The 26,173-nt window shown below is 73.0% G+C and carries 24 protein-coding genes; 12 read left to right on the top strand and 12 right to left on the bottom strand.

What is annotated here, in order from left to right:
- The first annotated feature begins 8 nt into the window (after nucleotides 1-8).
- Together P2424_RS07525 and P2424_RS07520 are read left to right on the top strand one after the other, a co-directional pair.
- Nucleotides 9-1,544, top strand: coding sequence for a sodium-dependent transporter (locus P2424_RS07525; protein ID WP_276475002.1), 1,536 nt, complete (start codon nucleotides 9-11; stop codon nucleotides 1,542-1,544).
- Nucleotides 1,544-1,648 (top strand): methionine/alanine import family NSS transporter small subunit, encoded by a 105-nt coding sequence (locus P2424_RS07520; RefSeq protein ID WP_019358716.1) that lies wholly within the window; start codon nucleotides 1,544-1,546, stop codon nucleotides 1,646-1,648. The genes P2424_RS07525 and P2424_RS07520 overlap by 1 nt, the downstream gene beginning before the upstream one ends.
- Before the next feature lie 191 nt (nucleotides 1,649-1,839).
- Here P2424_RS07520 and aceE read toward each other — a convergent pair whose 3' ends face one another.
- From aceE to P2424_RS07480, 8 genes are all read right to left on the bottom strand, one after another.
- Nucleotides 1,840-4,530, bottom strand: a complete 2,691-nt coding sequence (gene aceE, locus P2424_RS07515; RefSeq protein WP_276475001.1) for a pyruvate dehydrogenase (acetyl-transferring), homodimeric type — start codon at nucleotides 4,528-4,530, stop codon at nucleotides 1,840-1,842.
- 219 nt (nucleotides 4,531-4,749) lie between these two features.
- On the bottom strand, nucleotides 4,750-5,379 hold the full coding sequence (locus P2424_RS07510) for a GntR family transcriptional regulator (RefSeq protein ID WP_276475000.1): 630 nt from the start codon (nucleotides 5,377-5,379) through the stop codon (nucleotides 4,750-4,752).
- Nucleotides 5,380-5,662: 283 nt separating this feature from the next.
- Nucleotides 5,663-7,456, bottom strand: a complete 1,794-nt coding sequence (sucB, locus tag P2424_RS07505) for a 2-oxoglutarate dehydrogenase, E2 component, dihydrolipoamide succinyltransferase (RefSeq protein ID WP_276474999.1) — start codon at nucleotides 7,454-7,456, stop codon at nucleotides 5,663-5,665.
- Between the two features lie 61 nt (nucleotides 7,457-7,517).
- On the bottom strand, nucleotides 7,518-8,924 hold the full coding sequence (gene lpdA / locus P2424_RS07500) for a dihydrolipoyl dehydrogenase (RefSeq protein WP_276474998.1): 1,407 nt from the start codon (nucleotides 8,922-8,924) through the stop codon (nucleotides 7,518-7,520).
- A gap of 277 nt (nucleotides 8,925-9,201) precedes the next feature.
- On the bottom strand, nucleotides 9,202-10,764 hold the full coding sequence (locus P2424_RS07495; protein ID WP_276474997.1) for a leucyl aminopeptidase: 1,563 nt from the start codon (nucleotides 10,762-10,764) through the stop codon (nucleotides 9,202-9,204).
- 145 nt (nucleotides 10,765-10,909) lie between these two features.
- Complete coding sequence (locus tag P2424_RS07490) at nucleotides 10,910-11,728, bottom strand: adenosylcobinamide-GDP ribazoletransferase (RefSeq protein WP_276474996.1); 819 nt, start codon at nucleotides 11,726-11,728, stop codon at nucleotides 10,910-10,912.
- A gap of 131 nt (nucleotides 11,729-11,859) precedes the next feature.
- Nucleotides 11,860-12,993 (bottom strand): nicotinate-nucleotide--dimethylbenzimidazole phosphoribosyltransferase, encoded by a 1,134-nt coding sequence (locus P2424_RS07485; protein WP_276474995.1) that lies wholly within the window; start codon nucleotides 12,991-12,993, stop codon nucleotides 11,860-11,862.
- Between the two features lie 106 nt (nucleotides 12,994-13,099).
- Nucleotides 13,100-14,314 (bottom strand): bifunctional adenosylcobinamide kinase/adenosylcobinamide-phosphate guanylyltransferase, encoded by a 1,215-nt coding sequence (locus P2424_RS07480; protein ID WP_276474994.1) that lies wholly within the window; start codon nucleotides 14,312-14,314, stop codon nucleotides 13,100-13,102.
- Nucleotides 14,315-14,398: 84 nt separating this feature from the next.
- On the opposite strand from P2424_RS07480, the gene P2424_RS07475 reads away from it, so the two are divergent.
- Entirely contained in the window at nucleotides 14,399-14,635 is a 237-nt protein-coding gene (locus tag P2424_RS07475) for a hypothetical protein (RefSeq protein ID WP_276474993.1), read from the top strand.
- A 118-nt stretch (nucleotides 14,636-14,753) separates the two neighbouring features.
- Nucleotides 14,754-15,191: a hypothetical protein gene (locus P2424_RS07470; RefSeq protein ID WP_276474992.1), complete on the top strand. Its 438-nt coding sequence runs from the start codon at nucleotides 14,754-14,756 to the stop codon at nucleotides 15,189-15,191.
- A 150-nt stretch (nucleotides 15,192-15,341) separates the two neighbouring features.
- Here P2424_RS07470 and P2424_RS07465 read toward each other — a convergent pair whose 3' ends face one another.
- Both P2424_RS07465 and P2424_RS07460 read right to left on the bottom strand, forming a co-directional pair.
- Nucleotides 15,342-16,028 (bottom strand): methyltransferase domain-containing protein, encoded by a 687-nt coding sequence (locus P2424_RS07465; protein ID WP_276478864.1) that lies wholly within the window; start codon nucleotides 16,026-16,028, stop codon nucleotides 15,342-15,344.
- Nucleotides 16,025-16,621 carry a DUF3043 domain-containing protein gene (locus tag P2424_RS07460; protein ID WP_276474991.1) on the bottom strand — a complete coding sequence of 199 codons (597 nt, stop codon included), beginning with the start codon at nucleotides 16,619-16,621 and terminating at the stop codon, nucleotides 16,025-16,027. The genes P2424_RS07465 and P2424_RS07460 overlap by 4 nt, the downstream gene beginning before the upstream one ends.
- Before the next feature lie 240 nt (nucleotides 16,622-16,861).
- Between P2424_RS07460 and P2424_RS07455 the strand changes: the two genes are divergently transcribed.
- From P2424_RS07455 to P2424_RS07440, 4 genes are all read left to right on the top strand, one after another.
- Nucleotides 16,862-17,662, top strand: coding sequence for a PspA/IM30 family protein (locus tag P2424_RS07455; protein WP_276474990.1), 801 nt, complete (start codon nucleotides 16,862-16,864; stop codon nucleotides 17,660-17,662).
- 45 nt (nucleotides 17,663-17,707) lie between these two features.
- Entirely contained in the window at nucleotides 17,708-17,986 is a 279-nt protein-coding gene (locus tag P2424_RS07450; RefSeq protein WP_276474989.1) for a hypothetical protein, read from the top strand.
- Between the two features lie 118 nt (nucleotides 17,987-18,104).
- Nucleotides 18,105-19,412 (top strand): histidine kinase, encoded by a 1,308-nt coding sequence (locus P2424_RS07445; RefSeq protein WP_276474988.1) that lies wholly within the window; start codon nucleotides 18,105-18,107, stop codon nucleotides 19,410-19,412.
- Nucleotides 19,409-20,101 (top strand): response regulator transcription factor, encoded by a 693-nt coding sequence (locus P2424_RS07440; RefSeq protein ID WP_276474987.1) that lies wholly within the window; start codon nucleotides 19,409-19,411, stop codon nucleotides 20,099-20,101. The genes P2424_RS07445 and P2424_RS07440 overlap by 4 nt, the downstream gene beginning before the upstream one ends.
- 75 nt (nucleotides 20,102-20,176) lie before the next feature.
- Here the strand turns inward: P2424_RS07440 and P2424_RS07435 are convergent, their stop codons facing one another.
- Nucleotides 20,177-21,151: a carbohydrate kinase family protein gene (locus P2424_RS07435; RefSeq protein ID WP_276474986.1), complete on the bottom strand. Its 975-nt coding sequence runs from the start codon at nucleotides 21,149-21,151 to the stop codon at nucleotides 20,177-20,179.
- A gap of 162 nt (nucleotides 21,152-21,313) precedes the next feature.
- Between P2424_RS07435 and P2424_RS07430 the strand changes: the two genes are divergently transcribed.
- Together P2424_RS07430 and P2424_RS07425 are read left to right on the top strand one after the other, a co-directional pair.
- Entirely contained in the window at nucleotides 21,314-21,526 is a 213-nt protein-coding gene (locus P2424_RS07430) for a hypothetical protein (protein ID WP_276474985.1), read from the top strand.
- A gap of 169 nt (nucleotides 21,527-21,695) precedes the next feature.
- The gene (locus P2424_RS07425) at nucleotides 21,696-23,075 is read left to right on the top strand and encodes a hypothetical protein (protein ID WP_276474984.1); all 1,380 of its coding nucleotides are present in this window, start codon (nucleotides 21,696-21,698) and stop codon (nucleotides 23,073-23,075) included.
- Nucleotides 23,076-23,207: 132 nt separating this feature from the next.
- Here the strand turns inward: P2424_RS07425 and P2424_RS07420 are convergent, their stop codons facing one another.
- Nucleotides 23,208-23,561, bottom strand: coding sequence for an iron-sulfur cluster assembly accessory protein (locus P2424_RS07420; RefSeq protein WP_019357422.1), 354 nt, complete (start codon nucleotides 23,559-23,561; stop codon nucleotides 23,208-23,210).
- 305 nt (nucleotides 23,562-23,866) lie between these two features.
- Between P2424_RS07420 and nadA the strand changes: the two genes are divergently transcribed.
- Both nadA and P2424_RS07410 read left to right on the top strand, forming a co-directional pair.
- Nucleotides 23,867-25,045 (top strand): quinolinate synthase NadA, encoded by a 1,179-nt coding sequence (gene nadA, locus P2424_RS07415; protein WP_276474983.1) that lies wholly within the window; start codon nucleotides 23,867-23,869, stop codon nucleotides 25,043-25,045.
- Nucleotides 25,046-25,159: 114 nt separating this feature from the next.
- Nucleotides 25,160-26,041 (top strand): GNAT family N-acetyltransferase, encoded by an 882-nt coding sequence (locus tag P2424_RS07410; protein ID WP_276474982.1) that lies wholly within the window; start codon nucleotides 25,160-25,162, stop codon nucleotides 26,039-26,041.
- Nucleotides 26,042-26,173 lie beyond the last annotated feature (132 nt).

Here is a 26,173-nt window from a genome sequence, read left to right as displayed (position 1 = left end):
AAACGGTCATGTCTCAGCAAAATCGCGAACAGCGCGAACAGTGGGGCTCGCGGGCCGGATTCCTGATGGCGGCCATCGGTTCCGCCGTCGGGTTGGGAAACATCTGGCGCTTTCCCGCTGAGGCCTACAAGAACGGCGGCGGGGCCTTCCTGCTCCCGTATCTCGTCGCGCTGCTCACAGCGGGGCTCCCGCTGCTCATCCTCGAATACACCGTCGGCCGGAAGTACCGGAAGTCGCCGCCCGCGGCCTTCCGGCAGATCTCCCGTCCGGCCGAGGCGATCGGCTGGTGGCAGGTCGCCATCTGCTTCGTCATCGCCTCCTACTACGCCGTGATCGTGGCGTGGGCCGTACGGTACGCCGGATTCTCCTTCGGCAAGGACTGGGGCGACGACCCCGAGGGGTTCTTCGGCGGCGACTTCCTGCACGCCGCGGCCGAACCCGGGCTCCCCAGCTCCTTCGTCGGCAATGTGTTCTGGCCGCTGCTCGCCGTTTGGCTGATCGTGCTGATCATCCTGGCGCTGGGCGTGCGCCGCGGCATCGAGCGGGCCAACAAGATCTTCATCCCGGCCCTGGTGGTCTTCTTCGTCGTCCTGGTGGTCCGCGCCGTGACGCTGGACGGCGCGGCCAAGGGCCTGGACGCCCTCTTCGCCCCCGACTGGAGCGCGCTGACCGACGGCAGCGTCTGGGTCGCCGCCTACGGGCAGATCTTCTTCTCGCTCTCCATCGGCTTCGGCATCATGGTCACCTACGCCTCCTACCTGGGGCGCCGCGCCGACCTGACCGGCTCCGCGCTGGTGGCCGGCTTCGCCAACAGCTCCTTCGAGATCCTGGCCGGCATCGGAGTCTTCGCCACCCTGGGCTTCATGGCGCAGTCCAGCGGTGCCGCCGTCGGCGACGTCGTCAGCGAAGGGGTGGGACTGGCCTTCATCGCCTTCCCGGCGGTCATCTCGCAGATGCCGCTGGGCGCGGCCTTCGGGGTGGTCTTCTTCGTCTCGCTGGCCATCGCGGGACTCTCCTCGCTGATCAGCATTGTTCAGGTGGTCATCTCGGCCGTGCAGGACCGCACCGGCATGCGCCGGGTGCCCGCCGTGTGGATCGTCGGCGGCCTGCTGGCGGTGGTCTCGCTGGCCCTCTTCCCCACGGACGCGGGCCTGTCCCTGCTGGACGCGGCCGATCACTTCATCAACCAGTACGGCATCGCGCTCGCCGCGCTCGTCTTCCTCGTCGTCATGGCCTGGGTACTGCGCCGGTTGCGGGCCTTCCAGGCTCACGCCGACGAGACCTCGGCCGTCCGGCTGGGCAGGTGGTGGCGGATCTGCCTGGGCGGCGTCACCCCGCTGGTGCTCGGCTGGATGATGATCGACAGCTTCCGCAAGGAGCTCGACGAGAACTACGCCGGATACCCCCTCTCCTTCCTCGCCTGGGCCGGATGGGGCGTCGCCGCCGGCGCGCTGCTGGTGGGGGTGCTGATCTCGCTCATCCCCTGGCGCGGGGCACCCGGTGCGGGAGAGGCCGAGACCGCCGACAGTGAGGAGGTGCGCTGATGTCGACCGGAGCCATCGTGATGATGGCCGTGGCCATCCTCATCGTCTGGGGCGGCCTGGTAGCCGCCATTCTCCGACTGCGCAAGCACCCCGAACCGGAGTGACCGGATCGCGCGGTGACCGGTGACCGGTGGCTCATGCCCGGTACCGACCGGTCGCCGCGCACCGGAGCAGCGCGAAGGCCCTGCCCCGCAGGTGGATCACCGGGGGGCAGGGCCTTCGCATGCTTCCGCTGTGCTCTTCCGCGGCGTCCCCCACCGGGCTCTTCCGAGCCGCGCGGGACGCCGCGGCTGTGTCAGGCCAGGCCGTACTTCTCGGCGGCGCGGCGGACGTCCTCCGCCTTGACCTCGCTCCGCCGCGCGAGCCGGGACAGCGCGGCGACGACGACCGACTCGGCGTCCACCCCGAAGTAGCGGCGCGCTGCCTCCCGGGTGTCGGAGAGCCCGAACCCGTCCGTGCCCAGCGAGGCCCAGTCCTGCTCCACCCACTGGCTGATCTGGTCGGGCACGGCCCGCATCCAGTCGCTGACCGCCAGCACCGGACCGGGAGCGCCCTCCAGCGCACGGGTCACGTACGGCACCCGCTCCTCGCCGCGCAGCGCCGCGGCGTCGCACTCCATGGCCTCGCGCCGCAGCTCCGTCCAGGACGGCGCCGACCACACGTCGGCCGCCACGCCCCACTCCTCGGCGAGGATCCGCTGCGCCTCCAGCACCCAGTGGATCGCCGTACCGGAGGCCAGGAGCTGGATGCGCGGCGCGTCGTCGGCGGCGCCCTCCGCCTCCTGGAAGCGGTACAGGCCCTTGAGGATGCCCTCCTCGACGCCCTCGCCCGCGGGCATGGGCGGCTGCACCTTGGTCTCGTTGTAGACCGTCAGGTAGTAGAAGACGTCCTCTTGCGCCGCCGCGTCCGGACCGTACATCCGGCGCAGGCCGTCCTTGACGATGGCGCCGACCTCGTAGGCGAACGCCGGATCGTAGGAGACGACCGCCGGATTGGTGGAGGCCAGCAGGTGCGAGTGGCCGTCGGCGTGCTGGAGCCCCTCACCGGTCATCGTGGTGCGGCCCGCGGTGGCGCCGATGACGAACCCGCGGCCGAGCTGGTCGGCCAGCGCCCAGAACTGGTCCGCGGTGCGCTGGAACCCGAACATCGAGTAGAAGATGTAGAACGGGATCATCGGTTCGCCGTGGGTGGCGTACGACGTGGCGGCCGCGGTGAAGTCCGCCAGCGAACCGGCCTCCGTGATCCCCTCGTTGAGGATCTGGCCTTCCTTGGCTTCCTTGTAGTACAGCAGCTGGTCGCGATCGACCGGGTCGTAGTTCTGACCGAGCGGCGAGTAGATGCCGGCCGACGGGAACAGCGACTCCATGCCGAAGGTGCGGGCCTCGTCGGGCACGATCGGTACCCAGCGCTTCCCGGTCTCCTTGTCCCGCATCAGGTCCTTGACCAGCCGCACGAACGCCATCGTGGTGGCGATCTCCTGCGAGCCGGAGCCCTTCTTGAGCACGTCGAAGGGTTTGTCGGCGGGCGCGGGCAGGCCGACGGGGTGCACCTTGCGGGCCGGGGCCGGGCCGCCCAGCTCGGCGCGCCGCTCCTGGAGGTAGCGCACCTCGGGGGAGTCGGCACCCGGGTGGACGTACGGCACCAGCTCGTCGTCCAGCTTGCTGTCCGGAATCGGCAGCTCCAGCAGGTCCCGCATGGCGCGGAACTCCTTGCCCGTGAGCTTCTTCATCTGGTGGTTGGCGTTGCGGGACTCGAAGCCCGGGCCCAGCGTCCAGCCCTTGACCGTCTGCGCCAGGATCACCGTCGGCGCGCCCTTGTGCTCGACGGCCGCCTTGTAGGCCGCGTACACCTTGCGAGGCTCGTGGCCGGCGCGGGAGGCGGTGAACAGCTCGGTGATCTTGTCGTCGGTCAGCAGCCTGCCGAGTTCGGCGAGCGCGGGGGAGGCGCCGAAGAAGTGCTCGCGGATGTAGGCCGCGTCGCGGGTGGCATAGGTCTGGAACTGCGCGTCCGGCACCTCGCGCAGCCGCCGGGTCAGCGCACCGGTGGTGTCCAGTGCGAAGACCTCGTCCCAGGCGCTGCCCCACAGCGACTTGACGACGTTCCACCCGGCCGCGCGGAACTGGGTCTCCAGCTCCTGCACGATCTTGAAGTTGGCCCGCACCGGTCCGTCGAGGCGCTGGAGGTTGCAGTTGATCACGAAGGTGAGGTTGTCCAGCTGCTCGCGCCCGGCCAGGGCCAGCGCCGCCGTCGACTCCGGCTCGTCCATCTCGCCGTCGCCGAGGAAGGCCCACACGTGCGATCCGGCGGTGTCCTTGATGCCGCGGTGGGTCAGATAGCGGTTGAACCGCGCCTGGTAGATCGCCGAGATCGGGCCCAGGCCCATGGAGACGGTGGGGAACTCCCACAGCCAGGGCAGCCGCCGCGGGTGCGGGTACGAGGGCAGGCCCTCGCCGCCGGCCTCCTGCCGGAAGCGGTCCAGATGCGCCTCGGTGAGCCGTCCGTCGAGGAAGGCGCGGGCGTAGACGCCGGGGGAGGCGTGCCCCTGGACATAGAGCTGGTCGCCGGAACCGTCCGCGCCCTCCTTCCCGCGGAAGAAGTGCTGGAAGCCGGTCTCGTAGAGCCAGGCGGCCGAGGCGAAGGTGGCTATGTGGCCGCCGAGCCCCTGGCGGCTGCCGCGGGTGACCATGGCCGCCGCGTTCCAGCGGTTCCACGCCGTGATGCGGGACTCCATCGCCTCGTCGCCCGGAAAGGCGGGCTCGGCCGAGGTCGGGATCGTGTTGACGTACTCCGTCTCCAGCAGCGCCGGTACGGCCAGGCCGCTGTTCCGGGCGTGCTCGACGGTACGACGCACCAGGTACGCGGCTCGTTCGTCGCCCGCGTGTGCCGCGACGGCGTCGAGCGACTCGCGCCACTCGCCGGTCTCCTGCGGATCACGGTCCGGGAGCTGGTCCAGCTCGCTCGGACACGGGCGTACGGGATCGGGCATGGTGGCCACCTTCCGGACGTGTAGGCCCCTCCAAACGGGGTCGGGAGGGCGGTTGTGCGGGTGGGTCGTGGACCCTGACGGGCAGGACAGGGGAACCCAACGAAGGGACTGTACGCCTCTGATCGATGATCGATCAAAGGTTCTGAAGGGAAAACCTGCCCGCAGACCGAAAATGGCATTCCGTGCCCCGAAATTCGGCACCGAATGCCAGACTGCCCCTCAGTCCCGCGGAGCGGGCGCGCAGCCCAGCACGTGCTCCTTGACCAGCGCGCCGATCTGCGGGTCGCGGCGCTCGATGGCCGCCATGACCGCCTCGTGCTCCTCCGCGTACGACTCCTGCACCGTGCCGAGCCAGCGGATCGACAGCGCCGTCCACACCTCGATCCCCAGCCCCTCCCAGGTGTGCAGCAGCACACTGTTGCCCGCGGCACGCACCAGCTCCCGGTGGAAGGCCACCGTGTGCCGCACCTGGGCCTCCCCGTCCCCGAGCCGGTCCGCCTCGTACAGCGCCTCCACATGGGGCCGCAGCGCGGACACGTCCCCGGCCAGCCGGGGCACCGCCAACTCGGCGGCGATCTGCTCCAGCCCGGCCCGCACCGGGTAGATCTCCTCCAGGTCCGCCGCCGACAGCTCGCGCACCCGCACGCCCTTGTTCGGTGCCGACTCGATCAGCCGCAGCGCCTCCAGCTCCCGCAGCGCCTCCCGCACCGGCGTCTGGCTGACCTCCAGCTCCACCGCGATCCGCCGCTCCACGATCCGCTCGCCGGGCTTCCACCGCCCGCTGACGATCCCCTCCACGAGATGCTCGCGGATCTGCTCGCGCAGCGACTGGACGACGGGCGGGGTCATGAAGATGCTCCTCGCAACGAGGTGGTGGGCCCCTCGACGATACGGCGTGACCGGGCACGCAGTGCCACTGCGTACGGTGAGGTATCCGTCACGCGACTGCTCCGGCGTCGCAGACCGGTCCGCCGACCGGCACCGCGGCGGACAGGCAGGACCGCGGAATGTCCGGCGTGCAGAGGCCGCACCGGCCGCGTCGCCCGGTGGGCCGTCCAGTACGGCGCCGGCCACGAAAGGTGCCCCCGCCACAACCGTGGCGGGGGCACCTTCGGTACGCGGCGACCGCGGGCTACAGCCCCAGCTCGCCCTCGAACTCGCCGGCCTCCAGGCGGGCCTTGACGTCGTTGAGGTAGCGGGCGGCGTCGGCGCCGTCCACGAGCTGGTGGTCGTAGGACAGGGTCAGGTAGACCATGTCGCGGATCGCGATGGTCTCGCCCAGGTCCGGGTGGTTGATCACCATCGGGCGGCGCACGGTGGCACCGATGCCCAGCTCGGCGACCTGCGGGTAGTTCACGATGATGGTGTCGAAGAGCGCGCCCCGCGAACCGGTGTTGCTGATCGTGAACGTGCCGCCGGACATGTCGTCCGGGCCCAGCCCGCCCTCGCGGACCTTCTTGGCCAGATCGGCGGTCTTGCGGGCGATGCCCGCCAGGTTGAGGTTCCCGGCCTCCTTGATGACCGGGACCATCAGGCCCTTCTCCGAGTCCACCGCGACGCCGATGTTCTCCACGTCGTGGTAGGTGATGGTGCCGTCGTCGTTCAGCCGCGCGTTGACGGACGGGTGCGCCTTCAGCGCCTCGGCCGCCGCCTGCACGAAGAACGGCATCGGCGAGAGCTTGACGCCCTCGCGTGCCGCGAAGGAGTCCTTCGCCCGGGCCCGGAGCTGCATGACCCGGGTGACGTCCACCTCGACGACGGTGGAGAGCTGCGCCTGGCTGTGCAGCGCCTTCATCATGTTGTCCGCGATGAGCTTGCGGATCCGCGGCATCTTCACCGTCTGACCGCGCAGCGGCGACGGCTCCAGCTTCGGCGACTTCGGGGCGGCCGAAGCGGCGGCGGGCGCCGCGGCCGGGGCCTGCGCCTTCTTGGCCTCGGCTGCCTCGATGACGTCCTGCTTGCGGATCCGGCCGCCGACGCCGCTGCCGCGCACCGCGGAGAGGTCGACGCCCTGCTCGGCGGCCAGCTTGCGGACCAGCGGCGTCACGTAGGCGCCGTCGCTCTCCGGAGCCGGAGCCGGGGCGGGTGCGGCCGGGGCCTGCGCGGCCGGGGCGGGGGCCGCAGCCGGAGCGGGAGCCGCCGGGGCGGGTTGGGCCTGCGGGGCCGGCTGTGCGGGCTGCGCCGGGGCGGGCTGGGCCTGCGAGGGCTCCGGAGGCGTCTGCGGCGCCGCGGGCTGCGCCGGAGCGGCAGCGGGGGCCTGCGGGGCCGGGGTGGGCTCCGCGGGGGCCGCCGGAGCCTGCTCGGCCGGTGCCGGCGCCGCGGCACCGGCTGCACCGATGACGGCCAGCTTGGCGCCGACCTCCGCCGTCTCGTCCTCGCCGACGCTGATCTCCAGCAGAGTACCGGCGGTGGGGGCCGGGATCTCGGTGTCGACCTTGTCGGTGGAGACCTCGAGCAGCGGCTCGTCGGCCTCGACCTCGTCACCGACCTGCTTCAGCCAGCGGGTGACGGTGCCCTCGGTGACGGACTCGCCCAGGGCGGGCAGCACCACGTCGGTGCCCTCGGCGCCGCCCCCGGCGGTGGGGGCCGCGGCGGGCTCGGGCTGGGCCGGCGCCGCGGGCTGCTCGGGCTCGGCCGCCGGTGCGGCGGCGGGCTCCTCGGCCGCCGGCGCCGCGGCCGGTGCGCCGGAGCCGTCGTCGATGACGGCCAGCTCGGCGCCGACCTCCACCGTCTCGTCCTCGGCGACCTTGATGGAGGAGATGGTTCCGGACGCGGGGGCCGGGATCTCGGTGTCGACCTTGTCGGTGGAGACCTCGAGCAGCGGCTCGTCGGCCTCGATGTGCTCACCCTCGGCCTTCAGCCATCGGGTGACGGTGCCCTCGGTCACGCTCTCGCCGAGCGCCGGCAGGGTTACGGAAACCGCCATGGTTCCTGTTGCTCCTTACAAAGCTGTGCGGATGGGTCGCGCCCTGACTCGAACTCGGCGGTCAGTCGTGGGAGTGCAGCGGCTTGCCGGCCAGCGCCAGGTGGGCCTCGCCGAGCGCCTCGGTCTGCGTCGGGTGGGCGTGGACGAGCTGGGCCACCTCGGCGGGCAGCGCCTCCCAGTTGTAGATGAGCTGGGCCTCGGCCACCTGCTCACCCATGCGGTCACCGACCATGTGGACGCCGACCACGGCACCGTCGCGCTCCTGGACGAGCTTCACCTCGCCTGCCGTCTTGAGGATCTTGCTCTTGCCGTTGCCCGCGAGGTTGTACTTGAGCGTGACGACCTTGTCGGCACCGTACCGCTCCTTGGCCTGCTCCTCGGTGAGGCCGACCGAGGCCACCTCCGGGTTGCAGTAGGTCACGCGCGGTACCCCGGCGTAGTCCACCGGAACCGGGTTCAGGCCCGCCAGCCGCTCCGCGACCAGGATGCCCTCGGCGAAGCCCACGTGTGCGAGCTGCAGGGTGGGGATCAGGTCGCCGACGGCGGAGATCGTCGGGACGCCGGTGCGGCAGTACTCGTCGACCGTCACGAAGCCGCGGTCCACGGCGACCCCGGCCTCCTCGTAGCCCAGGCCCTCGGAGACCGGGCCGCGGCCGATGGCGACCAGCAGCACCTCGGCCTCGAACTCCTTGCCGTCGGCCAGGGTGACCTTGACGCCGCCGTCGGTGTACTCGGCCTTGTCGAAGAAGGTGCCCAGGTTGAACTTGATGCCGCGCTTGCGGAAGGCGCGCTCCAGGAGCTTGGAGCTGTTCTCGTCCTCGGCCGGCACCAGGTGCTTGAGGCCCTCGACGACGGTGACGTCCGCGCCGAAGGACTTCCACGCCGAGGCGAACTCGACGCCGATGACGCCGCCGCCCAGGATGATCGCGGACTTCGGGACCCGGTCCATGACCAGCGCGTCGTCGGAGCTGATGATGCGCTCGTGGTCGATGGTCAGACCCGGCAGCGACTTCGGCACCGAACCGGTCGCCAGCAGGATGTGGCGGCCCTCGTAGCGCTGGCCGTTGACGTCGACCGAGGTCGGCGAGGAGAGGTGGCCGGCGCCCTCCACGTAGGTGACCTTGCGGGAGGCGACCAGCCCCTGCAGGCCCTTGTAGAGGCCGGAGATCACGCCGTCCTTGTACTTGTGGACACCGGCCATGTCGATGCCCTCGAACGAGGTCTTGACGCCGAACTCGGCGCTCTCGCGGGACTGGTCGGCCACCTCGCCCGCGTGCAGCAGCGCCTTGGTCGGGATGCAGCCCCGGTGCAGGCAGGTACCGCCCAGCTTGTCCTTCTCGATCAGGGCGACGTCGAGACCGAGCTGCGCGGCGCGAAGGGCGGCGGCATAACCGCCGCTGCCGCCCCCGAGGATCACTAGGTCGAAAACGGTGCTGGCGTCGTTCGCCACGTCACGTCCTCCATGCATGGGTACGCCGTAGCCGGTCTCCTGTGACCGGGCGGCTTGAGGTTCGGCCGCTGTGTGTCTGCTCGGCCCTTGTCGTGTCGGCTTCTGTCAAGCCGTGCGGGGCCCTGTCCTGCCGGTCATCCATCTTCGCACCTGTTGCCGGAAACCGGGACGCGGGCCCCCGCTACCCGGGAAAACCGGGCCCGGGCGTGCGGCCCCGGCCGCCCACCGGCGCCGATGGGCGGCCGGGGCCGCGCCGGGTGCGCGGGGCCCGGTGGACCCGCACCCGCCGCGTGGTTCAGTCCAGACCGCTCTCCGCGGTGCGCTCCACGAGCCGGACCAGCGTGCGGACGGCCGAGCCCGTGCCGCCCTTGGGCGTGTAGCCGAAGGGGCCGGACTCGTTGAAGGCCGGGCCGGCGATGTCCAGGTGCGCCCAGCGGGTGTCCTCGGGGACGAACTCCTTCAGGAAGACCCCGGCCAGCAGTCCGCCGCCCATCCGCTCGCCGATGTTGGCGAGGTCGGCGACGGGTGAGTCCATGCTCTTGCGCAGGTACCCGGGCAGCGGCATCGGCCAGGCGGCCTCGCCCGCCTCCTCGGCCGACTCGTGCACGGCGCCGCGGAACCCGTCGTCGTTCGCCATGATCCCGAAGGTCCGGTTGCCCAGCGCCAGCACCATCGCGCCGGTCAGGGTGGCCACGTCCACGATCGCGTCCGGCGCCTCCTCGCCGGCCCGGGTCAGCGCGTCCGCCAGCACCAGCCGGCCCTCGGCGTCGGTGTTGAGCACCTCCACGGTCTTGCCGCTGTACATGGTCAGCACATCACCCGGACGGGTGGCCGAGCCGGACGGCATGTTCTCCGCGAGCGCCAGCCACCCGGTCACATTCGCCCGCAGCCCCAGCCGGGCGGCGGCGACGACCGCGGCGAAGACGGCGGCGGCGCCGCTCATGTCGCACTTCATCGTCTCGTTGTGGCCGGCCGGCTTGAGCGAGATGCCGCCCGAGTCGTAGGTGATGCCCTTGCCGACCAGCGCAAGGGACGTCTTCGCCTTCGGGTGCGACCAGCCGATCCGCACCAGCCGCGGCGGCTGCGAGGAGCCGTTGCCGACTCCCAGGATGCCGCCGTAGCCGCCCTTGGTCAGCGCCTTCTCGTCCAGCACCTCGAAGGTGAGTCCGTGCGCCTTGGCCGCGGCGCGGGCCTCGGCGGCGAACGCCTTCGGGTCCAGCCCGTTGGCCGGGGTGTTGATCAGGTCACGGGCGCGGTGCACCTCCTCGGCGACGACCAGGGCCCGGTCGACGGCCGCCTTGTGGGCCTTGTCCCGCGGCTTGCCGCCGAGCAGCGCGACCTCCGCCAGCGGCGCCGAGGCGTCCTTGCCGTCCGCGGACTCGCTGCCCTTGCCCCGGTACGCGGTGAAGGAGTAGGCGCCCAGCAGCGCGCCCTCGGCGACCGCAGCCACCGCCTCGGCGTCCTCCAGCGGCAGCGCGAACCCGGCCTTCCGGCTGCCGGCCAGCGCGCGCGCCGCGGCCCCCGCCGCCCGGCGCAGCGCCTCGGTGCCGTACGTCTCCTGCTCGCCGGGGGCGTCGCCCAGGCCGACCGCGAGCACCAGCGGGGCCTTCACCCCGCTCGCCGGAGCCGGGAGCTTGGTGACCTCGCCCTCGCCGCCGCCGGCGCCGAGTGTCTCGAGCGTCGCGGCCAGCTTCCCGCCGTACGCCTTGTCCACGGCTTCCGCGCCGGGGGTGAGGACGACGGCTGGACCGCCCGCCCGGCGGGCCTTGCCGGAGGAGCCGCCCTTTGCGACACCGATGACGACAGCGTCCGCGCGCAGCGTCGCAGCGGACGAGGTGCTGAGAGTCAGTGCAGACACGTGGGAAAGACCTTCTTCCTGGACAGGGCTCCGGAGTGGGAAGCGCCTCCGGTTTCGGACGCTCCGGGCATGGTATGCCCGCCCTCTTCTTCCCGTCGCAGGTCCTCCTGCCACCTTCCGGCCCGTCAGGGGCGGGCCGTGGCGTTCACAGCAGGACCGCCACCATCAGCGTGCAGCTCGCCGCCGCCTCGGCCACCCCGCCGAAGACGTCCCCCGTCACGCCCCCGAACCGCCGTACGCAGTGCCGCAGCAGCAGCTCGGCGGCGCACAGCCCAAGGACCGTACCGGCCGCTGCCGCCGCGGCGGCGGTGCGGCCCGCCGGCCAGGCGTACCCGGCCGACAGCACGGCGCAGCAGCCCGCCGCGATCAGCGCCGCCGCCCGCGGCACGGACTGCGCGACGGCGGCCCCCAGCCCCTCGGGCCGTGCGGCGGGTACGCCCCGGCGGGCGGCGAGGGTCAGCGCGCCGCGGGCGGCGACGGCGGCGGCCACCGCACCGGCCGCACCGGCGGCCCACCCCCGGGCGTACAGCTCGGCGAGCGCGGCCACCTGCGCGAGCAGCACGAACACCAGGGTGACCACGCCGAAGGGTCCGATGTCGGACTGCTTCATCACCCGCAGTGCCGCCTCGGCGGGCTTCCCGCTGCCCAGTCCGTCGGCGACATCGGCCAGCCCGTCCAGGTGCAGTCCCCGGGTCAGCACGGCCGGCACCGCCGTGCTCGCGATCCCGGCCAGCAGTGCGGAGGCGCCGCCCAGCAGCAGTGCGGCCCCCGCCGCGGCGGCGAGGCCCCCCACCACCAGCCCGACCGCGGGGGCGCACACCATGCCCGCGCGGGCGGCCGGCCGGTCCCAGCGGGCGACCCGCACCGGCAGCACGGTCAACGTGCCGAAGGCGAACCGCAGTCCCTCGGCCGCGGAGGCCCGAGCGGTGCCGGCGGGAGTACCGGCGGGGGAGGAGGCGTCCATGGCCGAGCAGGCTACCCGTGCCCTCCGCCCGGCCCCGGGGCCGGGCGGAGGGCATCCGCCGGAGTGAGCGGGCCGCGCACGGGCCGAGGACGCGGCGCCGCCTCGGCCTGCTGCCCGGCACCCGCCGGTGCTCAGGTGGCGTCCAGGGCCTCCGCCCCGCCGGTCCGCTCCGCGTCCGGGTCCGCGTCCGGCTTCTCCGGGTCCGCCACCGGGCTCTCCCGCACGGGGAGTTCGGCGGCCAGTGCCGCCGCCGCCCGCACCAGTGGCAGCGCCAGCAGCGCACCGGTGCCGCCGCCCAGCTCGACGCCCTGCTCCAGCAGCGGGTCGGCGGCCAGCCGGTCCAGGGCCTTGGCCTGTGCCGGTTCGCTGCCCGCCTGGCCCGCCAGCCACCAGTCCGGGGCCCGGAACGCCACCCGCTGGCCGACCAGCGCACACGCCGCGGAGACGACACCGTCGAGCACCACCGGGGTGTGCCGTACCGCGGACTGCAGCAGGAAGCCCGTCATCGCCGTCAGGTCGGCGCCGCCGACCGCCGCCAGCAGCTGGAGCTGGTCGCCCAGCACCGGCCGGGCCCGGCGCAGCCCGTCCCGCACGGCGGCGCACTTGCGCATCCAGGTCAGATCGTCGATACCGCCCCCGCCGCGTCCGGTGACCACCGACGCGTCGGTGCCGCACAGCGCGGCGATCAGTGTTCCGGCCGCAGTGGTGCCGCCGACGCTCAGGTCGCCGAGCACCACCAGGTCGGTCCCGGCGTCGGCTTCCTCGTCCGCGAGCGACATCCCCGCGCGGAACGCCTCCTCGGCCTCTTCGGGGGTCAGCGCGTCCTCGGTGTCCAGGCGTCCCGACGAGCGGCGCACCCGGTGCCGGGTCACCTCGGCGGGCAGCGTCCCGGGGTCGCAGTCGAGCGCCATGTCGACCACCCGCACCGGCACCTCGAACTGCCGCGCGAGGATGCCCGCGGGGGAGGCGCCGTCCAGCAGTTCGCGGACCAGCTCGGCGGCGGTGCCCGGCTGCCGGGTGGAGACGCCGAGTTCGGCGATGCCGTGGTCCCCGGCGAAGACCACCAGGCGCGGTCGGACGACCGGCCGCACCGGTACCCGGGCCTGCGCGGAGCCGAGCCATTCGGCCACGTCCTCCAGCCGCCCCAGGGCCCGCGGGGGCAGCCCGGTCAGCGCCCGCCGTTCCTCGGCCTCCCGGCGCAGGCCGCCGTGCGGCCGTTCGATGAGGTCGGAGAAGTCGTCCAGATCCAGGCTGCGCTCGCTCATGCTCGCCGAGCGTACGTGAGTGGCACGGCGGCTTCAGCAGCCCCCGTACGGCAGTTCAGCGGAGTGTGGAGAGCGGGGGCCGGCGCCGTCGGCCGGTCCCGGCCCCTCACCGCAGCGGCAGCGCCACTCCGGCGACCGTCAGCAGCACGTGCTCGCACTCCTCGCCGAACCGCGCGTTCAGCCTGCCCAGTTCGTCGCGGAACCGGCGGCCGGCCGGGGTCGCCGGCACCACCCCGGACCCCACCTCGTTGCTGACCGCCACCAGCAGCCGCGGGGTGCGGCGTACGGCTTCCAGCAGCGTGTGCACCCGCGCGGACAGTTCGGCGGCACCGCCCCGCGCCCAGCGGGTGTCGTCCCACGCCTCCACCTCGTCCATGGTGTGGGTCAGCCACAGCGCCAGGCAGTCGATCAGCAGCGGCGGCCCTTCCCGCTCCAACAGCGGTACCAGGTCGCAGGTCTCCTCGGTGCGCCACGAGGCGGGGCGCCGCTCGCGGTGCTCGGCCACCCGCGCCGCCCACTCGGGGTCGCCGTCGCGGGTACCGCTCGTCGCCACGTACACCACCCCGGGGAACGCCGCCAGCCGCCGCTCGGCCTCCACGGACTTGCCCGACCTGGCTCCGCCCAGCACGAGTGTCCGGCGCGGGACCTCCGGGCCGTCCGCTCCGCCGTGGTACGCGCCGGCGGTGAGCGTCGTACCGTCCGGCACGGCCCGGGCTCCGGCGGCGGCCAGCCGCCGGTGCAGCTCCGCGCCCGGCGGCACCGCGTGCCCCAGGTGGACGGCGACGACATCGGTGCCCGCGCCGACCAGGCCCGCCTCCCGCAGCCCGGCCAGCGCGTCGGGCCGCCCGGCGACGTCCATCAGCACCGTGTCGCAGAGACCGCCGTGCCCGGCGCCGCCTCCCACCCCCGCGGGGGCGGCGCCCGGCGGCAGGTGGAGCAGCCGCTCCCCGTCGGGGCCGGTGACCAGATAGCCGGTGCCGGGCGAGTCCAGCGCCAGGGCCCGCACCCGGTGCCCGCTGATCAGCGCCAGCTCCTGGCGGTCCGGCAGCCGGACGGGGGCCGGCAGCCCGGCGGGCACCTCCGGGGCCGGGCCGTCGTGCGGATGGGTCAGCAGCACCTGTCGCACCCCGCTGAGCGACCGCCCGGCCCGCGCCGCGGCGAACGCCGGTCCCGGGGTCAGATCGAGCAGCAGGGTGCTGTCCACCAGTACCGCCGTCGCCGCCCGTGCCTCGCTGCCGGTGGCGGCGGCGCAGCGGGCGCAGGGGCAGTCGGGCAGCGGGAGGCCGGCGGGACCGCCGGTGCCGAGCAGAGTGAGTTCCACCCTCCGATCGTCTCGTGACCTGCCGTCGCGTGCGCACGGGGGACTACGCTTCCGGGAGCAACCGGCGATCTTACGGAGGCACTGATGGCGTGGACGTGGCGGTTCGAGAAGGCCGACGGCACGGAGACCGAACCGGCCGTGGAGCCGGAGGAGTTCCCCACCCAGTCGGACGCCGAGTCGTGGATCGGCGAGGTGTGGCGGGAACTGCTGGAGGGCGGTACCGATCAGGTGACGCTCCAGGAGGACGGCAGCACCGTCTACGGGCCGATGAGCCTGCGTTCGGCTTCGGAGGCGGACACCGGGGACGCCGCCGACGGGTGACGCGGGCGGCGCCCCCGCGCACCACGGAGCCCGCCGCGCTCCCGGCCGGGGTTTCGCGCTGCGGTCCGGCCGGCAACTGGTATTCGGCGGTGTCCGACAGCCGCTACCCTCGGTGCGCATGGACGTACGAGGTGCGGTTTACGTGGTGCTGCGGGGCCCGGCCGAGAAGGTGGAGCGGACATTGGCGACGCTGAAGAAGGCCGGGATCTTCGCCGAACGGTCGGTTCGCGGCCCCGACGCGGTCGAGGCCTTCTTCCACGGGGGTGACGAGCGCCCCAGCCCCCGCTTCATGGACGTCTGCGCGGCCCACGTGGCCAAGGCGGCCATCGGCACCGACTTCACGGTCGAGGAGACGGGCACCATCAGCAGCGCCGCGGCCGCCCGGCAGCTCGCCTACAACCGGCGGACGGGGGAATGGCTGGGGGCCTTCATCGACACCCAGGCCCCGGAGCAGGCCCGCTCCGAGACCCTCGCCCACCTCGCCCGGGAACAGGGCATCGAGCCGGGCGACATCGAGCTGCGCGAGCCCCCCGAGTTCCGGCCCGCCGCCGGCTGACGGGCGGCCGTCCCCGAGGGAGCCGGGGGAGGCCGCGCACGCCGGAGCCCCCGGCCGGTGGACGGATCCGCGGGGGCCGACCGGAAGCAGCGTGTGCCGGGGCCCGCGGGCCCCGGCACGGCTCGGACGGCCCCGGCACGGTCGGCGTTCTCAGCCCCGCACCCCGAACAGGTGCAGCGACTCGGCCACGCCTCGGTAGGGGTCCATGCGGCAGGCGCGCTCTTCTGCCTCCAGGGCCTCGGCGGGCGCGGCCGGGTCGCCCGGCGCGAGCACTCCCACGCCGTACCAGCGGTCCATGGGCACTCCGATCCGGGCGAGGAACGAGGTCAGGGCCTCCAGCCGGAGAAACCGGTCGCGCTCGCCGGGCTCGGCCTCCAGCGCCGCACGGGCGCCCGTCCAGTCCCCGGCCAGGGCCGGCCGCATCGCCCGGGCCGCCACGTTGGGCAGGACGAGCGAGAGCAGCCCGCCGGTGTCGAGCACCCGGGCCAGCCCGGCCAGCGTGCTGTCCGGGTCCCGGGACCGGCCCAGGACGTCGTGGCCGAGCACCAGGTCGAAGGTGCCGGGCAGGAAGTGCGCCCCGGTGTCCTGGCCGCCGCCGGCCCGGGTGCGGAAGCGGGCGCGTATGCCCTCGGGCTCCTCCGCGAGCGCCGCGTCCAGTGCCGCGAGCCGCGCCGGATCGGACTCCAGGCCGGTGACCTGGTGACCGGCCCGCGCCAGCCGCAGCGCCTGCGCGCCGTCGCCCAGCCCGGCGTCCAGTACTCGGAGCCGGCGCCCCACCTCGAAGTGCGCGGCGATCCGCTCCTCGAGCTGCCGGGCGACCAGCTCCTGCCTGATCAGGGCTTCTCGCCGCGGGCGACCTGCGGCTTGGGCAGGCGCATGCGGCGCATCTGCAGGGTCCGCATCAGCGCGTAGGCGATGGCGCCCCGGCGGTTCTCGTCGGGATAGCGCTCCTGGATCCGCTTCTTGAGCCGCACCGTGGTGCCGATGGAGTCGATGACGATCAGCACGATCACCACGAGCCACAGCAGCAGCGAGATGTTCTTGACCTGCAGCGAGGGCAGCATGCTCAGGACGAGGATGATCACGGCCATCGGCAGGAAGAACTCCGCCACGCTGAACCGGGAGTCCACGAAATCGCGCGCCAGGCGCCGCACCGGGCCCTTGTCGCGTGCGGGCAGGTGGCGCTCGTCCCCGCTGGCCAGCGCCTCGCGCTGCTTGGCCAGCGCGGCCCGGCGAGCCTCGCGCTGCCGCTTGGCCGCGTCCTTGCGGCTCTGCGGCCCGGAGGCCATCGGGCGGCGCGGACCGCGCGCCTCGCTGCGCTTGGGAGTGGGGCGACCCTTGGGGGCTTGCGGGTCGCGGGGCTGGTGGGGCTCGGCCGCCATCACCTGGGATGAGCCGGCTTGCCCTGCTTTCGAACGGCTACGGAACACACCTCAAGAGTACGGTGTGCCGCGGAGTGGGCCGCAGCCCCCAGGGGTAGGGACCGGAATCACCGGTCCCTGTCGCGGACGGGTGCCTACTCCCTGCGCCGGAGAGGGCGGGAGGCTGATCGTCCTCACGGAGGAGCGTTTCCGCACTCGAACGGTGCGGTAATGGAAGACAGCCCCGTACCCTGGGGTCTGTAGGTTGCCGAGGGTTTGAGTCCGTTACGAAGGGGGCGCGCGAGGCCCATGAGCGGTGTCATGAAGCGTATGGGGATGATCTTCCGCGCGAAGGCCAACAAGGCCCTGGACCGGGCCGAGGACCCGCGTGAGACGCTCGACTACTCGTACCAGAAGCAGCTCGAGCTGCTGCAGAAGGTGCGCCGCGGCGTCGCGGACGTCGCGACCTCCAGGAAGCGCCTGGAGCTGCAGATGACGCAGTTGCAGGGGCAGTCCTCCAAGCTGGAGGAGCAGGGCAAGAAGGCGCTCGCGCTGGGCCGCGAGGACCTGGCCCGGGAGGCGCTCTCGCGCAGGTCCGCCCTCCAGCAGCAGGTCACCGATCTGGAGGGGCAGCACCAGACGCTGCAGGGCGAGGAGGAGAAGCTCACCCTGGCGGCGCAGCGGCTGCAGGCCAAGGTGGACGCCTTCCGCACCAAGAAGGAGACCATCAAGGCCACCTACACCGCCGCCCAGGCGCAGACCCGGATCGGTGAGGCGTTCTCCGGCATCTCCGAGGAGATGGGCGACGTCGGCATGGCCATCCAGCGGGCCGAGGACAAGACGGCTCAGCTCCAGGCCCGCTCCGGCGCCATCGACGAGCTGCTGGCCTCCGGGGCGCTGGATGACCCCTCCGGCATGGCCAGGGACGACATCACCGCCGAACTCGACCGCCTCTCCGGCGGCAGCGACGTGGAACTGGAGCTGCAGCGGATGAAGGCGGAGCTGGCCGGCGGCAGCGGCGGCGACCGGCAGGCCATCGAGGGGGGCCAGGGCCAGGAGGGCCAGGCCGACGGCCAACAGCAGGACGCACCCAGGTTCAACAAGGAGTGAACCGGGCCCCAGCGGCACCCCGCGCAGCCTGAGGAGGAGAACGGCATGATCGTACGGATCATGGGCGAGGGCCAGGTCAGACTGGACGACAGCCACTTCGCCGAACTGAACCGGCTGGATGACGAGCTGCTCGAGGAGATGGAGAGCGGAGACGAGGCCGGCTTCCGCCGCACGCTCCGCGCGCTGCTCGACGCCGTCCGCCGCCTGGGCAGCCCGCTGCCCGACGACGCGCTCGAACCCTCCGAGCTGATCCTGCCCGCACCCGAGGCCGACCTGGACGAGGTGCGCAAGATGCTCGGCGACGACGGACTCATCCCCGGCTAGCCCGCGACCCGCGCCTCCCCGGACCGGCGCCGCACGGACCGGTGCCCCGTTCCCCCGCCCGCCCCACGACCCGCACGCAGACCACGACGGCACACACACCAGGAGAGCAGGGCATACGGTGCCTGCTGTAACCCTCCGCGACATCCGCGAGCGGCTCCGCGCGCATCCCCACGCGGTCGACGCCCTCATCGCTGTCGGAACCTTCTGCTGCATCCTCCTCGGCGCCTCGACGGAGCCGCACGGACCCGACGGCCAGCCGCGGTTCGCGGAACGCGAGATCAGCGGGCAGACGGTGCTGCTGGCGGCGCTCTCCTGCGGGGTACTGGCGCTGCGCCGTCGTGCCCCCATGCCGGTGCTGCTGCTGACCGGGGCGATATCGGTCCTCGCGCTGGCCGCGGGCGAGGGGCCCACCGGCGGTTCGGCGCCGGAGGCGCCGCTCGTCTCGGCCGCCGTCATCGCGCTCTACACCGTCAGCAACACCACCGACCGCCGTACCAGTTGGCAGGTCGGTGCGGCCAGCGTCGGTGTGCTCACCGGCGCGAGCATGCTCTTCGGGGCCCGGCCGTGGTACGCGCAGGAGAACCTCGGCATCTTCGCCTGGACCGCGCTGGCCGCCGCCGTCGGCGAGGCCGTACGCAACCGGCGGGCCTTCGTCGACGCCATCCGGGAGCGGGCCGAGCGCGCCGAGCGCACTCGTGAGGAGGAGGCCAGGCGACGCGTCGCCGAGGAGCGCATGCGCATCGCCCGAGAACTGCACGACGTGGTCGCCCACCACATCGCGCTGGTCAATGTCCAGGCGGGGGTGGCCTCGCACATCATGGACCGGCGTCCGGACCAGGCCAAGCAGGCCCTCTCCCACGTGCGGGACGCCAGCCGGCACGCCCTGGCAGAGCTCCAGACCACCGTGGGGCTGCTGCGCCAGTCCGGGGAGAGCACCGCGCCCACCGAACCCGCACCCGGTCTGGAGGTGCTGGACGACCTCGTGGACGGCTTCCGCAACGCGGGGATGTCCGTCGCCGTGGAGGCGCCGCCGCCCGCCGGGGGAGCACCGCTCTCCTCGGCGGTGGACCTGACCGCCTACCGGGTCGTCCAGGAGGCCCTGACCAACGTGCACAAGCACGCGGGCAGCGGGGCCCACGCCGAGGTGCGGATAGAGCGGGACGCGGAGGCGTTGGAGATCGTCGTCGTCGACGACGGGGCGGGCACCACGCACACCGTCCGCGACGACGCGGCGGACCCCGCGGACGGCGACGAGCCGGGGCGGGCCGCGGGCGGTACCGGCGGGCACGGCCTCGTCGGCATGCGGGAGCGGGCGGCCGCACTGCACGGCGTCTGCGAGACCGGGCCGCTGCCCGGCGGCGGATTCCGGGTCCACGTACGGTTGCCGCTGGAGACGACGGCGCCCCGTAAGGAGACCCCCGCATGATCCGTGTCGTACTCGCCGACGACCAGGCGCTGCTGCGCAGCGCCTTCCGGGTGCTGGTGGACTCCGAGCCCGACATGGAAGTGGTGGGCGAGGCGGCGGACGGCGCCGAGGCGGTGGCGCTGGTGCGCGAGCAGGGTGCGGACGTGGTGCTGATGGACATCCGGATGCCCGGCACCGACGGGCTGGCCGCCACCCGCGCCATCAGCGCCGACCCGGCGCTGGCCGAGGCCCGGGTCGTCATCCTGACCACCTTCGAGGTGGACGAGTACGTGGTCGCCGCGCTGCGGGCCGGGGCCTCGGGGTTCCTGGGCAAGGGCGCCGAGCCGGGTGAGCTGCTCTCCGCGGTGCGGACGGCGGCCAAGGGGGACGCGCTGCTCTCGCCGGTGGCGACCAAGGGGCTGATAGCCAGGTTCCTGGCCCAGGGCGGCGCCGTGGACGTGGACGACCCGGCGGCCGGGGGGCGCGGTGCGGCCCGGCTCGAAGCGCTCACCGCCCGCGAACGCGAGGTGCTGACGCAGGTGGCAGGGGGGCTGTCCAACGACGAGATCGGGACTCGGCTCGACGTCAGCCCGCTCACCGTCAAGACGCATGTCAACCGCGCCATGGCCAAGCTCGGCGCCCGGGACCGGGCCCAGTTGGTGGTGGCCGCGTACGAGAGCGGGCTGGTGCGGCCCACCCTCCCGGAGTGATCCGCGGGCCCGTGCGCGCCGCCGACCCCGTACCACCCGCGGCGGGGCGGTAGGGGGCGGGGCCGCGGTGCTGCGTCAGGCCAGGTGGCCCTGGACCTCGGTGGCGGCGTCGTGGCCGTACGCCTTGGTGAAGCGCTCCATGAAGTGGACGCGCTTGAGCTCGTACTCCTGGGTGCCGACCGTCTCGATGACGAGGGTGGCGAGCATGCAGCCCACCTGCGCGGCGCGCTCCAGGCCGACGCCCCAGACCAGCGCGGAGAGGAATCCGGCGCGGAAGGCGTCGCCGACGCCCGTGGGGTCGGCCTTCTGCTTCTCCTCGGCGCAGCCGACCACGATCGGCTCCTCGCCGGCGCGGTCGATGCGGGCGCCGTTCTTGCCGAGGGTGGTCACGCGGGTGCCCACGCGCTGGAGGACTTCCTCGTCGCTCCACCCCGTCTTGGTCTCGATCAGCTCCTTCTCGTACTCGTTGGAGAAGAGGTAGGTGGCGCCGTCGGTGAGCGCGCGGATGCCGTCGCCGTCCATCCGCGCGATCTGCTGCGAGTAGTCGGCGGCGAAGGGGATGCCGCGAGCGCGGCACTCCTCGGTGTGCCGCAGCATGCCCTCCGGGTCGTCGGCCCCGATGAGGACGAGGTCGAGCCGGCCGGCCCGGTCGGCGACGTGCTGGAGTTCGATGTTCCGGGCCTCGGTCATGGCGCCGGTGTAGAACGAGCCGATCTGGTTGTTGTCCGCGTCGGTGGTGCAGACGAATCGTGCGGTGTGCGCGACCTCGGAGATGTGCACGGACTCGGTGTCCACACCGTGTCGTTCGAGCCAGGCGCGGTATTCCTCGAAGTCCTCTCCCGCCGCACCGACGAGGATCGGCTGGACACCGAGCTGTCCCATGCCGAAGGCGATGTTGGCGCCGACGCCGCCTCGGCGGATGTTGAGGCCGTCGACGAGGAAGGAGAGCGAGACCGTGTGCAACTGGTCGGCGACCAGTTGGTCGGAGAAGCGCCCCGGGAAGGTCATCAGGTGGTCGTTTGCGATGGAGCCGCAGACTGCGATACGCACGACGAATTCTGCTCCTGAGAGACATCGGGTACCCCCGTACGCCCAGCGCACGAGGGGAAGGCCAGCGCCACGCTACCCGCTGGGCCCGCAGAGCCGAACAGGACACAACTACCTCATAGTAGGGTCTTCCGGGCAGCTCATCGGATCCGTAGCGTGATCCCCATGCCGAAAACAGCGCTTTTCCCGGCCGGATACGCCGAGCACGAGTCCATGGAGCAACTCCTCGGTGACTGCGCGCGGATGGCCCCGCACTGGACGGTTCCGCCCGCGGGGACGCGGGAGCTGCACCCAGCGCCGCTGCCTCCGCTGCACGGTGTGCGCGTTCCGGTACGCTCCGCACGCCTCCTGGAGGGGATGTCCGAATACGGCGACTGAGGTGGGGGAGCCGCCCGCCGGGCCCCTGGAACCGTCGGCTTCCGCTCCCCGTCCCATTCACGTCCCCCTCGCATGAGGGAGCGCATCTCCCCTCGCGCGAGGGGAGGGTGTGCGGGAGGACCTCGCGACGAGGGAGGGCCCCATGGACGCGGAGCCAAAGGAGTTTTCGGTGAGTACAGACCAGTCCCCCGAGACCGAGGACCGGCCGGCCCCCCGGAGCAGGCGGCGGCGGCTCTCCGTCGCGGCCGTGGCGACCGCCGTACTGCTGGCCGGCGGGGGCGGCGCGTACTGGGCGTCCTCCGCCTCCTCGGGCGGCACGGACTCCGAGAGCGCCGCAGCCGACGGGGACGGCGGCCCTCCGAAGCTGGCGCTGGACGGCACGACCGCGTCCGACCAGGACAGCGGCGAGGGCATCGCGCCGGGCGAGCCGATGGGGCCGCGCGGCTACCGGGCCGAGGGAGAGCTGCCGGACGGGCCCGAGTCCGCCGCCGTCCGCAAGCCCGGACACCGGGTGAGCCGCGCGGAGGCGGCCCGGCTCGCGAAGGCGTTCGAGATCGAGGGCGGGATCGAGGCCGAGGCGGGCCGCTGGCAGGCGGGCGGCGACAGCAAGGGGAAGGATCCCCGGCTGACCGTCGAGCGGGGAGCCGACGGCGGCGCGTGGACGTATCAGAACGGCGGGGCGCTACCGCTGGACGCCGATCCCGCCCCCGCGCCCGGTGGTGAGCCGCTCTCCGCCGCCGAGGCGAAGAAGGCCGTGCGTCCCGCGCTGCGCGCGCTCGGGATGCAGGACGCCTCACTGGACGCCGGGTCGCCGGTCGGCGGCACCCGTACCGTGACCGCCTCGCCCGAGGTGGCGGGTCTGCCGACGCACGGCTGGGACAGCACCTTCGTGGTGGACGACGAGGGCGCGGTCACCCGGGCGCAGGGGAACTGGAGCAAGCCCCGCAAGGGCGCGGCCTACCCGGTGGAGAGTGCCACCGCGACGCTCGACCGGCTGAACAAGGCCGAGCAGGCGCGTGGCGGCCACCGCGAGGGGGCCCAGGGGAACGAGCCGACCAGGATCGGCGGCGCGTCCTTCGGGCTCGCGCTGGAGCGCTCGCACGGCGAGCCGCTGCTGGTGCCGGCGTGGATCTACCAGGTCAAGCGGTCGGGTGGCGGGGACCTGGAGGTCACTCATCCGGCGGTGTCGCCCGAGTACCTCGAGCCGTCGAAGACCTCCGGCCACCCGCCGGTGCCGGACGGCAGTACGGGGCCGGGCAAGAAGCCTTCGCAGGCGGTCGAGTCGTACGAGGTGCACGGGCGCACGCTGGAGCTGAGCTTCTGGGGCGGGGTGTGCGACACCTACCGGGCCGAGGCCGAGGAGTCGGGGTCCGCGGTGCGGGTCTCCGTCGAGGCCGGCGAGAAGAAGGACGGCAAGGACGGCAAGGGCGGCAAGAAGGTCTGCGTCAAGATCGCCAAGCGGCAGACGGTCGAGGTCGAGCTCGACAGGAAGCTGGGTGACCGCAAGGTGCTGGACGCGCGGAACGGCGAGAAGCTGCCGAGGAAGTGAGCGCACCATCGGCCGCCCGGAACCGGCGAGGGCGGCGGACTCCTGGTGGGGGGAGTCCGCCGCCCTCGCCATGGCCGTGACCGGCCGGGGCCGCCCGGTGTCGGACCTCGGCGGCCGCCTTGGGCCGGTGGCTCAGTTGAACGAGTCGCCGCAGGCGCAGGAGCCGGTGGCGTTCGGGTTGTCGATCGTGAAGCCCTGCTTCTCGATGGTGTCGACGAAGTCGATGGAGGCACCGCCGAGGTAGGGGGCGCTCATCCGGTCGGTGACGACCTTGACGCCACCGAAGTCCTTGACCACGTCGCCGTCGAGCGAGCGCTCGTCGAAGAAGAGCTGGTACCGCAGGCCGGAGCAGCCGCCCGGCTGGACAGCGACGCGCAACGCCAGATCGTCGCGGCCTTCCTGCTCCAGCAGGCTCTTGACCTTCGCGGCGGCGGCGTCGGACAGGATGATGCCCTCGCTTACAGCGGTCTCGTCCGAAACGGACATCTGCTTCTCTCCCGGGTTGTACGGACTGCACTCTTACCGTCGGCTCAACCGGCGGCATCCCGGATTCATTCCAGGAGTGGTCACTTCATGCTCGCACATCGCCGGAGCGCGTGGGAATGCGTCACATCGACGCAATGGGCATCGTCAAACTGACGTGAAGCGGTTATGATAGATAGCGTCACTTAGACGAGAATCCGATGGGAGGCCGCACCGGAAAGCCGCGCGGGAAGCGTGTCCCGCGTCTGACCGGTACGGCTCCGTGTGGCGCCTCCGACGCTACTGAGCTACAGAAAGGGCTGGTCCTGTTGAGTGCCGCCCAGCCGCTGGACGTGCAGCCGACTCCGCTCGCGCTGCTGCTGCTCGGCCGCGAGGCCGACCCCAGGAGCGAGCGCGGGGTCGAGTGCCCCGGCGACCTCCCGGCCCCCTCCGACCCGGACCTGGTGGCCCGGGCGCGCGCCGCGAAGGAGAAGCTCGGCGACCGCGTCTTCGTACTCGGCCACCACTACCAGCGTGACGAGGTCATCGAGTTCGCCGATGTGACCGGTGACTCCTTCAAGCTGGCCCGGGACGCGGCAGCCCGGCCCGAGGCCGAGTACATCGTCTTCTGCGGTGTGCACTTCATGGCCGAGTCGGCCGACATCCTCACCTCGGCGCAGCAGCGGGTCGTCCTGCCCGACCTGGCGGCCGGCTGCTCCATGGCGGACATGGCCACCGCCGAGCAGGTCGCCGAGTGCTGGGACGTGCTGACCGAGGCCGGGATCGCCGAGCGGACCGTCCCGGTCTCGTACATGAACTCCTCTGCGGACATCAAGGCGTTCACCGGGCGGCACGGCGGCACCATCTGCACCTCCTCCAATGCCGAGCGGGCGCTGGAGTGGGCCTTCGGCCAGGGCGAGAAGGTGCTGTTCCTGCCCGACCAGCACCTGGGCCGCAACACCGCCGTCCGCGACATGGGCATGACGCTGGACGACTGCGTCGTCTACAACCCGCACAAGCCGAACGGCGGGCTGACCCCGCAGCAGCTCCGCGACGCGCGGATGATCCTGTGGCGCGGCCACTGCTCGGTACACGGCCGCTTCTCGCTGGACTCGGTCCGCGAGGTGCGCGAGCGCATTCCCGGCGTCAACGTCCTGGTGCACCCGGAGTGCAAGAACGAGGTCGTCAGCGCGGCCGATCAGGTCGGCTCCACCGAGTACATCATCAGGACTCTGGAGGCGGCTCCCGCCGGATCCAAGTGGGCCATCGGGACCGAGCTGAACCTCGTCCGACGGCTGGCGAATCGTTTCGCCGCCGAGGACAAGGAGATCGTCTTCCTGGACCGCACCGTCTGCTTCTGCTCCACCATGAACCGCATCGACCTGCCGCACCTGGTGTGGGCCCTGGAGTCGCTGGCCGAGGGCACTGTCGTCAACCGGATCGAGGTCGACGCGGAGACGGAGAAGTTCGCCAAACTCGCCCTGGAGCGGATGCTGGCCCTGCCGTGACGGCCGGGGCCGGGTAACGCTCCGGCCCCCGGGCGCCCGCCCCAACCGCGGGGGCGGCGGCCCGGCGCGACGGTGGCGCTCGCCCGGCCGCGGCGACTCCCGTAGCGTGCTCCGATGCTGCTGCGACCTGTCAGGGACACCGAAGACGACGCCGAGACGGTACGGACGCTGGCCGAGGCGGCGTTCGGGGCCTCGCACGAGCTCAAGGGCGACACCCCCCATCCGCGCTCGGCCGACCGTGCGGCACGCAAGCGCGCGCAGATCCTGCACATCGTCCGGCACGACCCCGCGGGCTGCTGGATCGCCGAGGACGCGGGCGGCCGGGCCGTCGGCGCCGCCCAGTCCCACATCCGCGAGGGCACCTGGGGCCTCGCCCTGCTGGTCGTGCTCCCCGCGGCGCAGGGCGAGGGCGTCGGCCGGGCCCTGCTGCGGCGCACCCTGGAGTACGGCCGCGGCTGCCTGCGCGGCATCATCTGCTGCTCGCGCCACCCCGCCGCCGCGCGTGTCTACCGGCAGGCCGGGTTCGCGCTGCACCCCACCATCCGGATGCGGGGCGCCGTCGACCGGGCGGGTCTGGGCAGCGCCGAGGGCGCCGCCGTCGAGGGCGGCCCCCGCGAACGCGACCTGCTCGACTCCGTGGACCGGCGGCTGCGCGGCGGAGCGCACGGTCCCGACCACGACTTCCTGATGCGCCACCACCGGCTGGTCGTCGCCGACGACCTGGCCGGCAGCGGCTACTGCTATCTCACCGCCGACGGGAGCAGAGTCGCGCTGCTGGGCGCCACCTCCCGGCGGATCGCCACCCGGGTGCTCACCGCGGCACTGCACGGGGTGCCGGAGGGGACCGAGGTGGAGGTGCAGGACGTCACCGCCGAGCAGCAGTGGGCGGTGGACGTGGGTCTGCGCGCCGGCCTGGAACTCCGCTCGGAGGGGTTCGTCTGCTTCCGCGGCCTGCGGCCCCCGTCGCCCTACATCCCGTCGGGGGCGTTTCTGTAGGACAAGCCCCGCCCGTCCTTCCCCCTCCGCCTCGCCCGGTGCCCGTGAGCGGGGGCACCGGCCCGAGGACGGCCACCGCTGGGCCTGTGCCGCTCGCGTCACAGGAGGGACGTTCCTCTGCCGGGCCCTCCA

Origin of the sequence: Streptomyces sp. WMMB303, assembly GCF_029351045.1 — a bacterium.
Lineage (GTDB): Bacteria > Actinomycetota > Actinomycetes > Streptomycetales > Streptomycetaceae > Streptomyces.
Note: the sequence above shows the minus strand (reverse complement) of the source record. Positions and strands in the feature narration are given on the sequence as shown.

Coding starts and splice junctions, on each gene's coding strand:
- P2424_RS07525 (WP_276475002.1), top strand. CDS start 9: ATGTCTCAGCAAAATCGCGAACAGCGCGAACAGTGGGGCTCGCGGGCC.
- P2424_RS07520 (WP_019358716.1), top strand. CDS start 1,544: ATGTCGACCGGAGCCATCGTGATGATGGCCGTGGCCATCCTCATCGTC.
- aceE (WP_276475001.1), bottom strand. CDS start 4,530: ATGCCCGATCCCGTACGCCCGTGTCCGAGCGAGCTGGACCAGCTCCCG.
- P2424_RS07510 (WP_276475000.1), bottom strand. CDS start 5,379: ATGACCCCGCCCGTCGTCCAGTCGCTGCGCGAGCAGATCCGCGAGCAT.
- sucB (WP_276474999.1), bottom strand. CDS start 7,456: ATGGCGGTTTCCGTAACCCTGCCGGCGCTCGGCGAGAGCGTGACCGAG.
- lpdA (WP_276474998.1), bottom strand. CDS start 8,924: ATGCATGGAGGACGTGACGTGGCGAACGACGCCAGCACCGTTTTCGAC.
- P2424_RS07490 (WP_276474996.1), bottom strand. CDS start 11,728: ATGGACGCCTCCTCCCCCGCCGGTACTCCCGCCGGCACCGCTCGGGCC.
- P2424_RS07485 (WP_276474995.1), bottom strand. CDS start 12,993: ATGAGCGAGCGCAGCCTGGATCTGGACGACTTCTCCGACCTCATCGAA.
- P2424_RS07475 (WP_276474993.1), top strand. CDS start 14,399: ATGGCGTGGACGTGGCGGTTCGAGAAGGCCGACGGCACGGAGACCGAA.
- P2424_RS07470 (WP_276474992.1), top strand. CDS start 14,754: ATGGACGTACGAGGTGCGGTTTACGTGGTGCTGCGGGGCCCGGCCGAG.
- P2424_RS07455 (WP_276474990.1), top strand. CDS start 16,862: ATGAGCGGTGTCATGAAGCGTATGGGGATGATCTTCCGCGCGAAGGCC.
- P2424_RS07450 (WP_276474989.1), top strand. CDS start 17,708: ATGATCGTACGGATCATGGGCGAGGGCCAGGTCAGACTGGACGACAGC.
- P2424_RS07440 (WP_276474987.1), top strand. CDS start 19,409: ATGATCCGTGTCGTACTCGCCGACGACCAGGCGCTGCTGCGCAGCGCC.
- P2424_RS07430 (WP_276474985.1), top strand. CDS start 21,314: ATGCCGAAAACAGCGCTTTTCCCGGCCGGATACGCCGAGCACGAGTCC.
- P2424_RS07420 (WP_019357422.1), bottom strand. CDS start 23,561: ATGTCCGTTTCGGACGAGACCGCTGTAAGCGAGGGCATCATCCTGTCC.
- P2424_RS07410 (WP_276474982.1), top strand. CDS start 25,160: ATGCTGCTGCGACCTGTCAGGGACACCGAAGACGACGCCGAGACGGTA.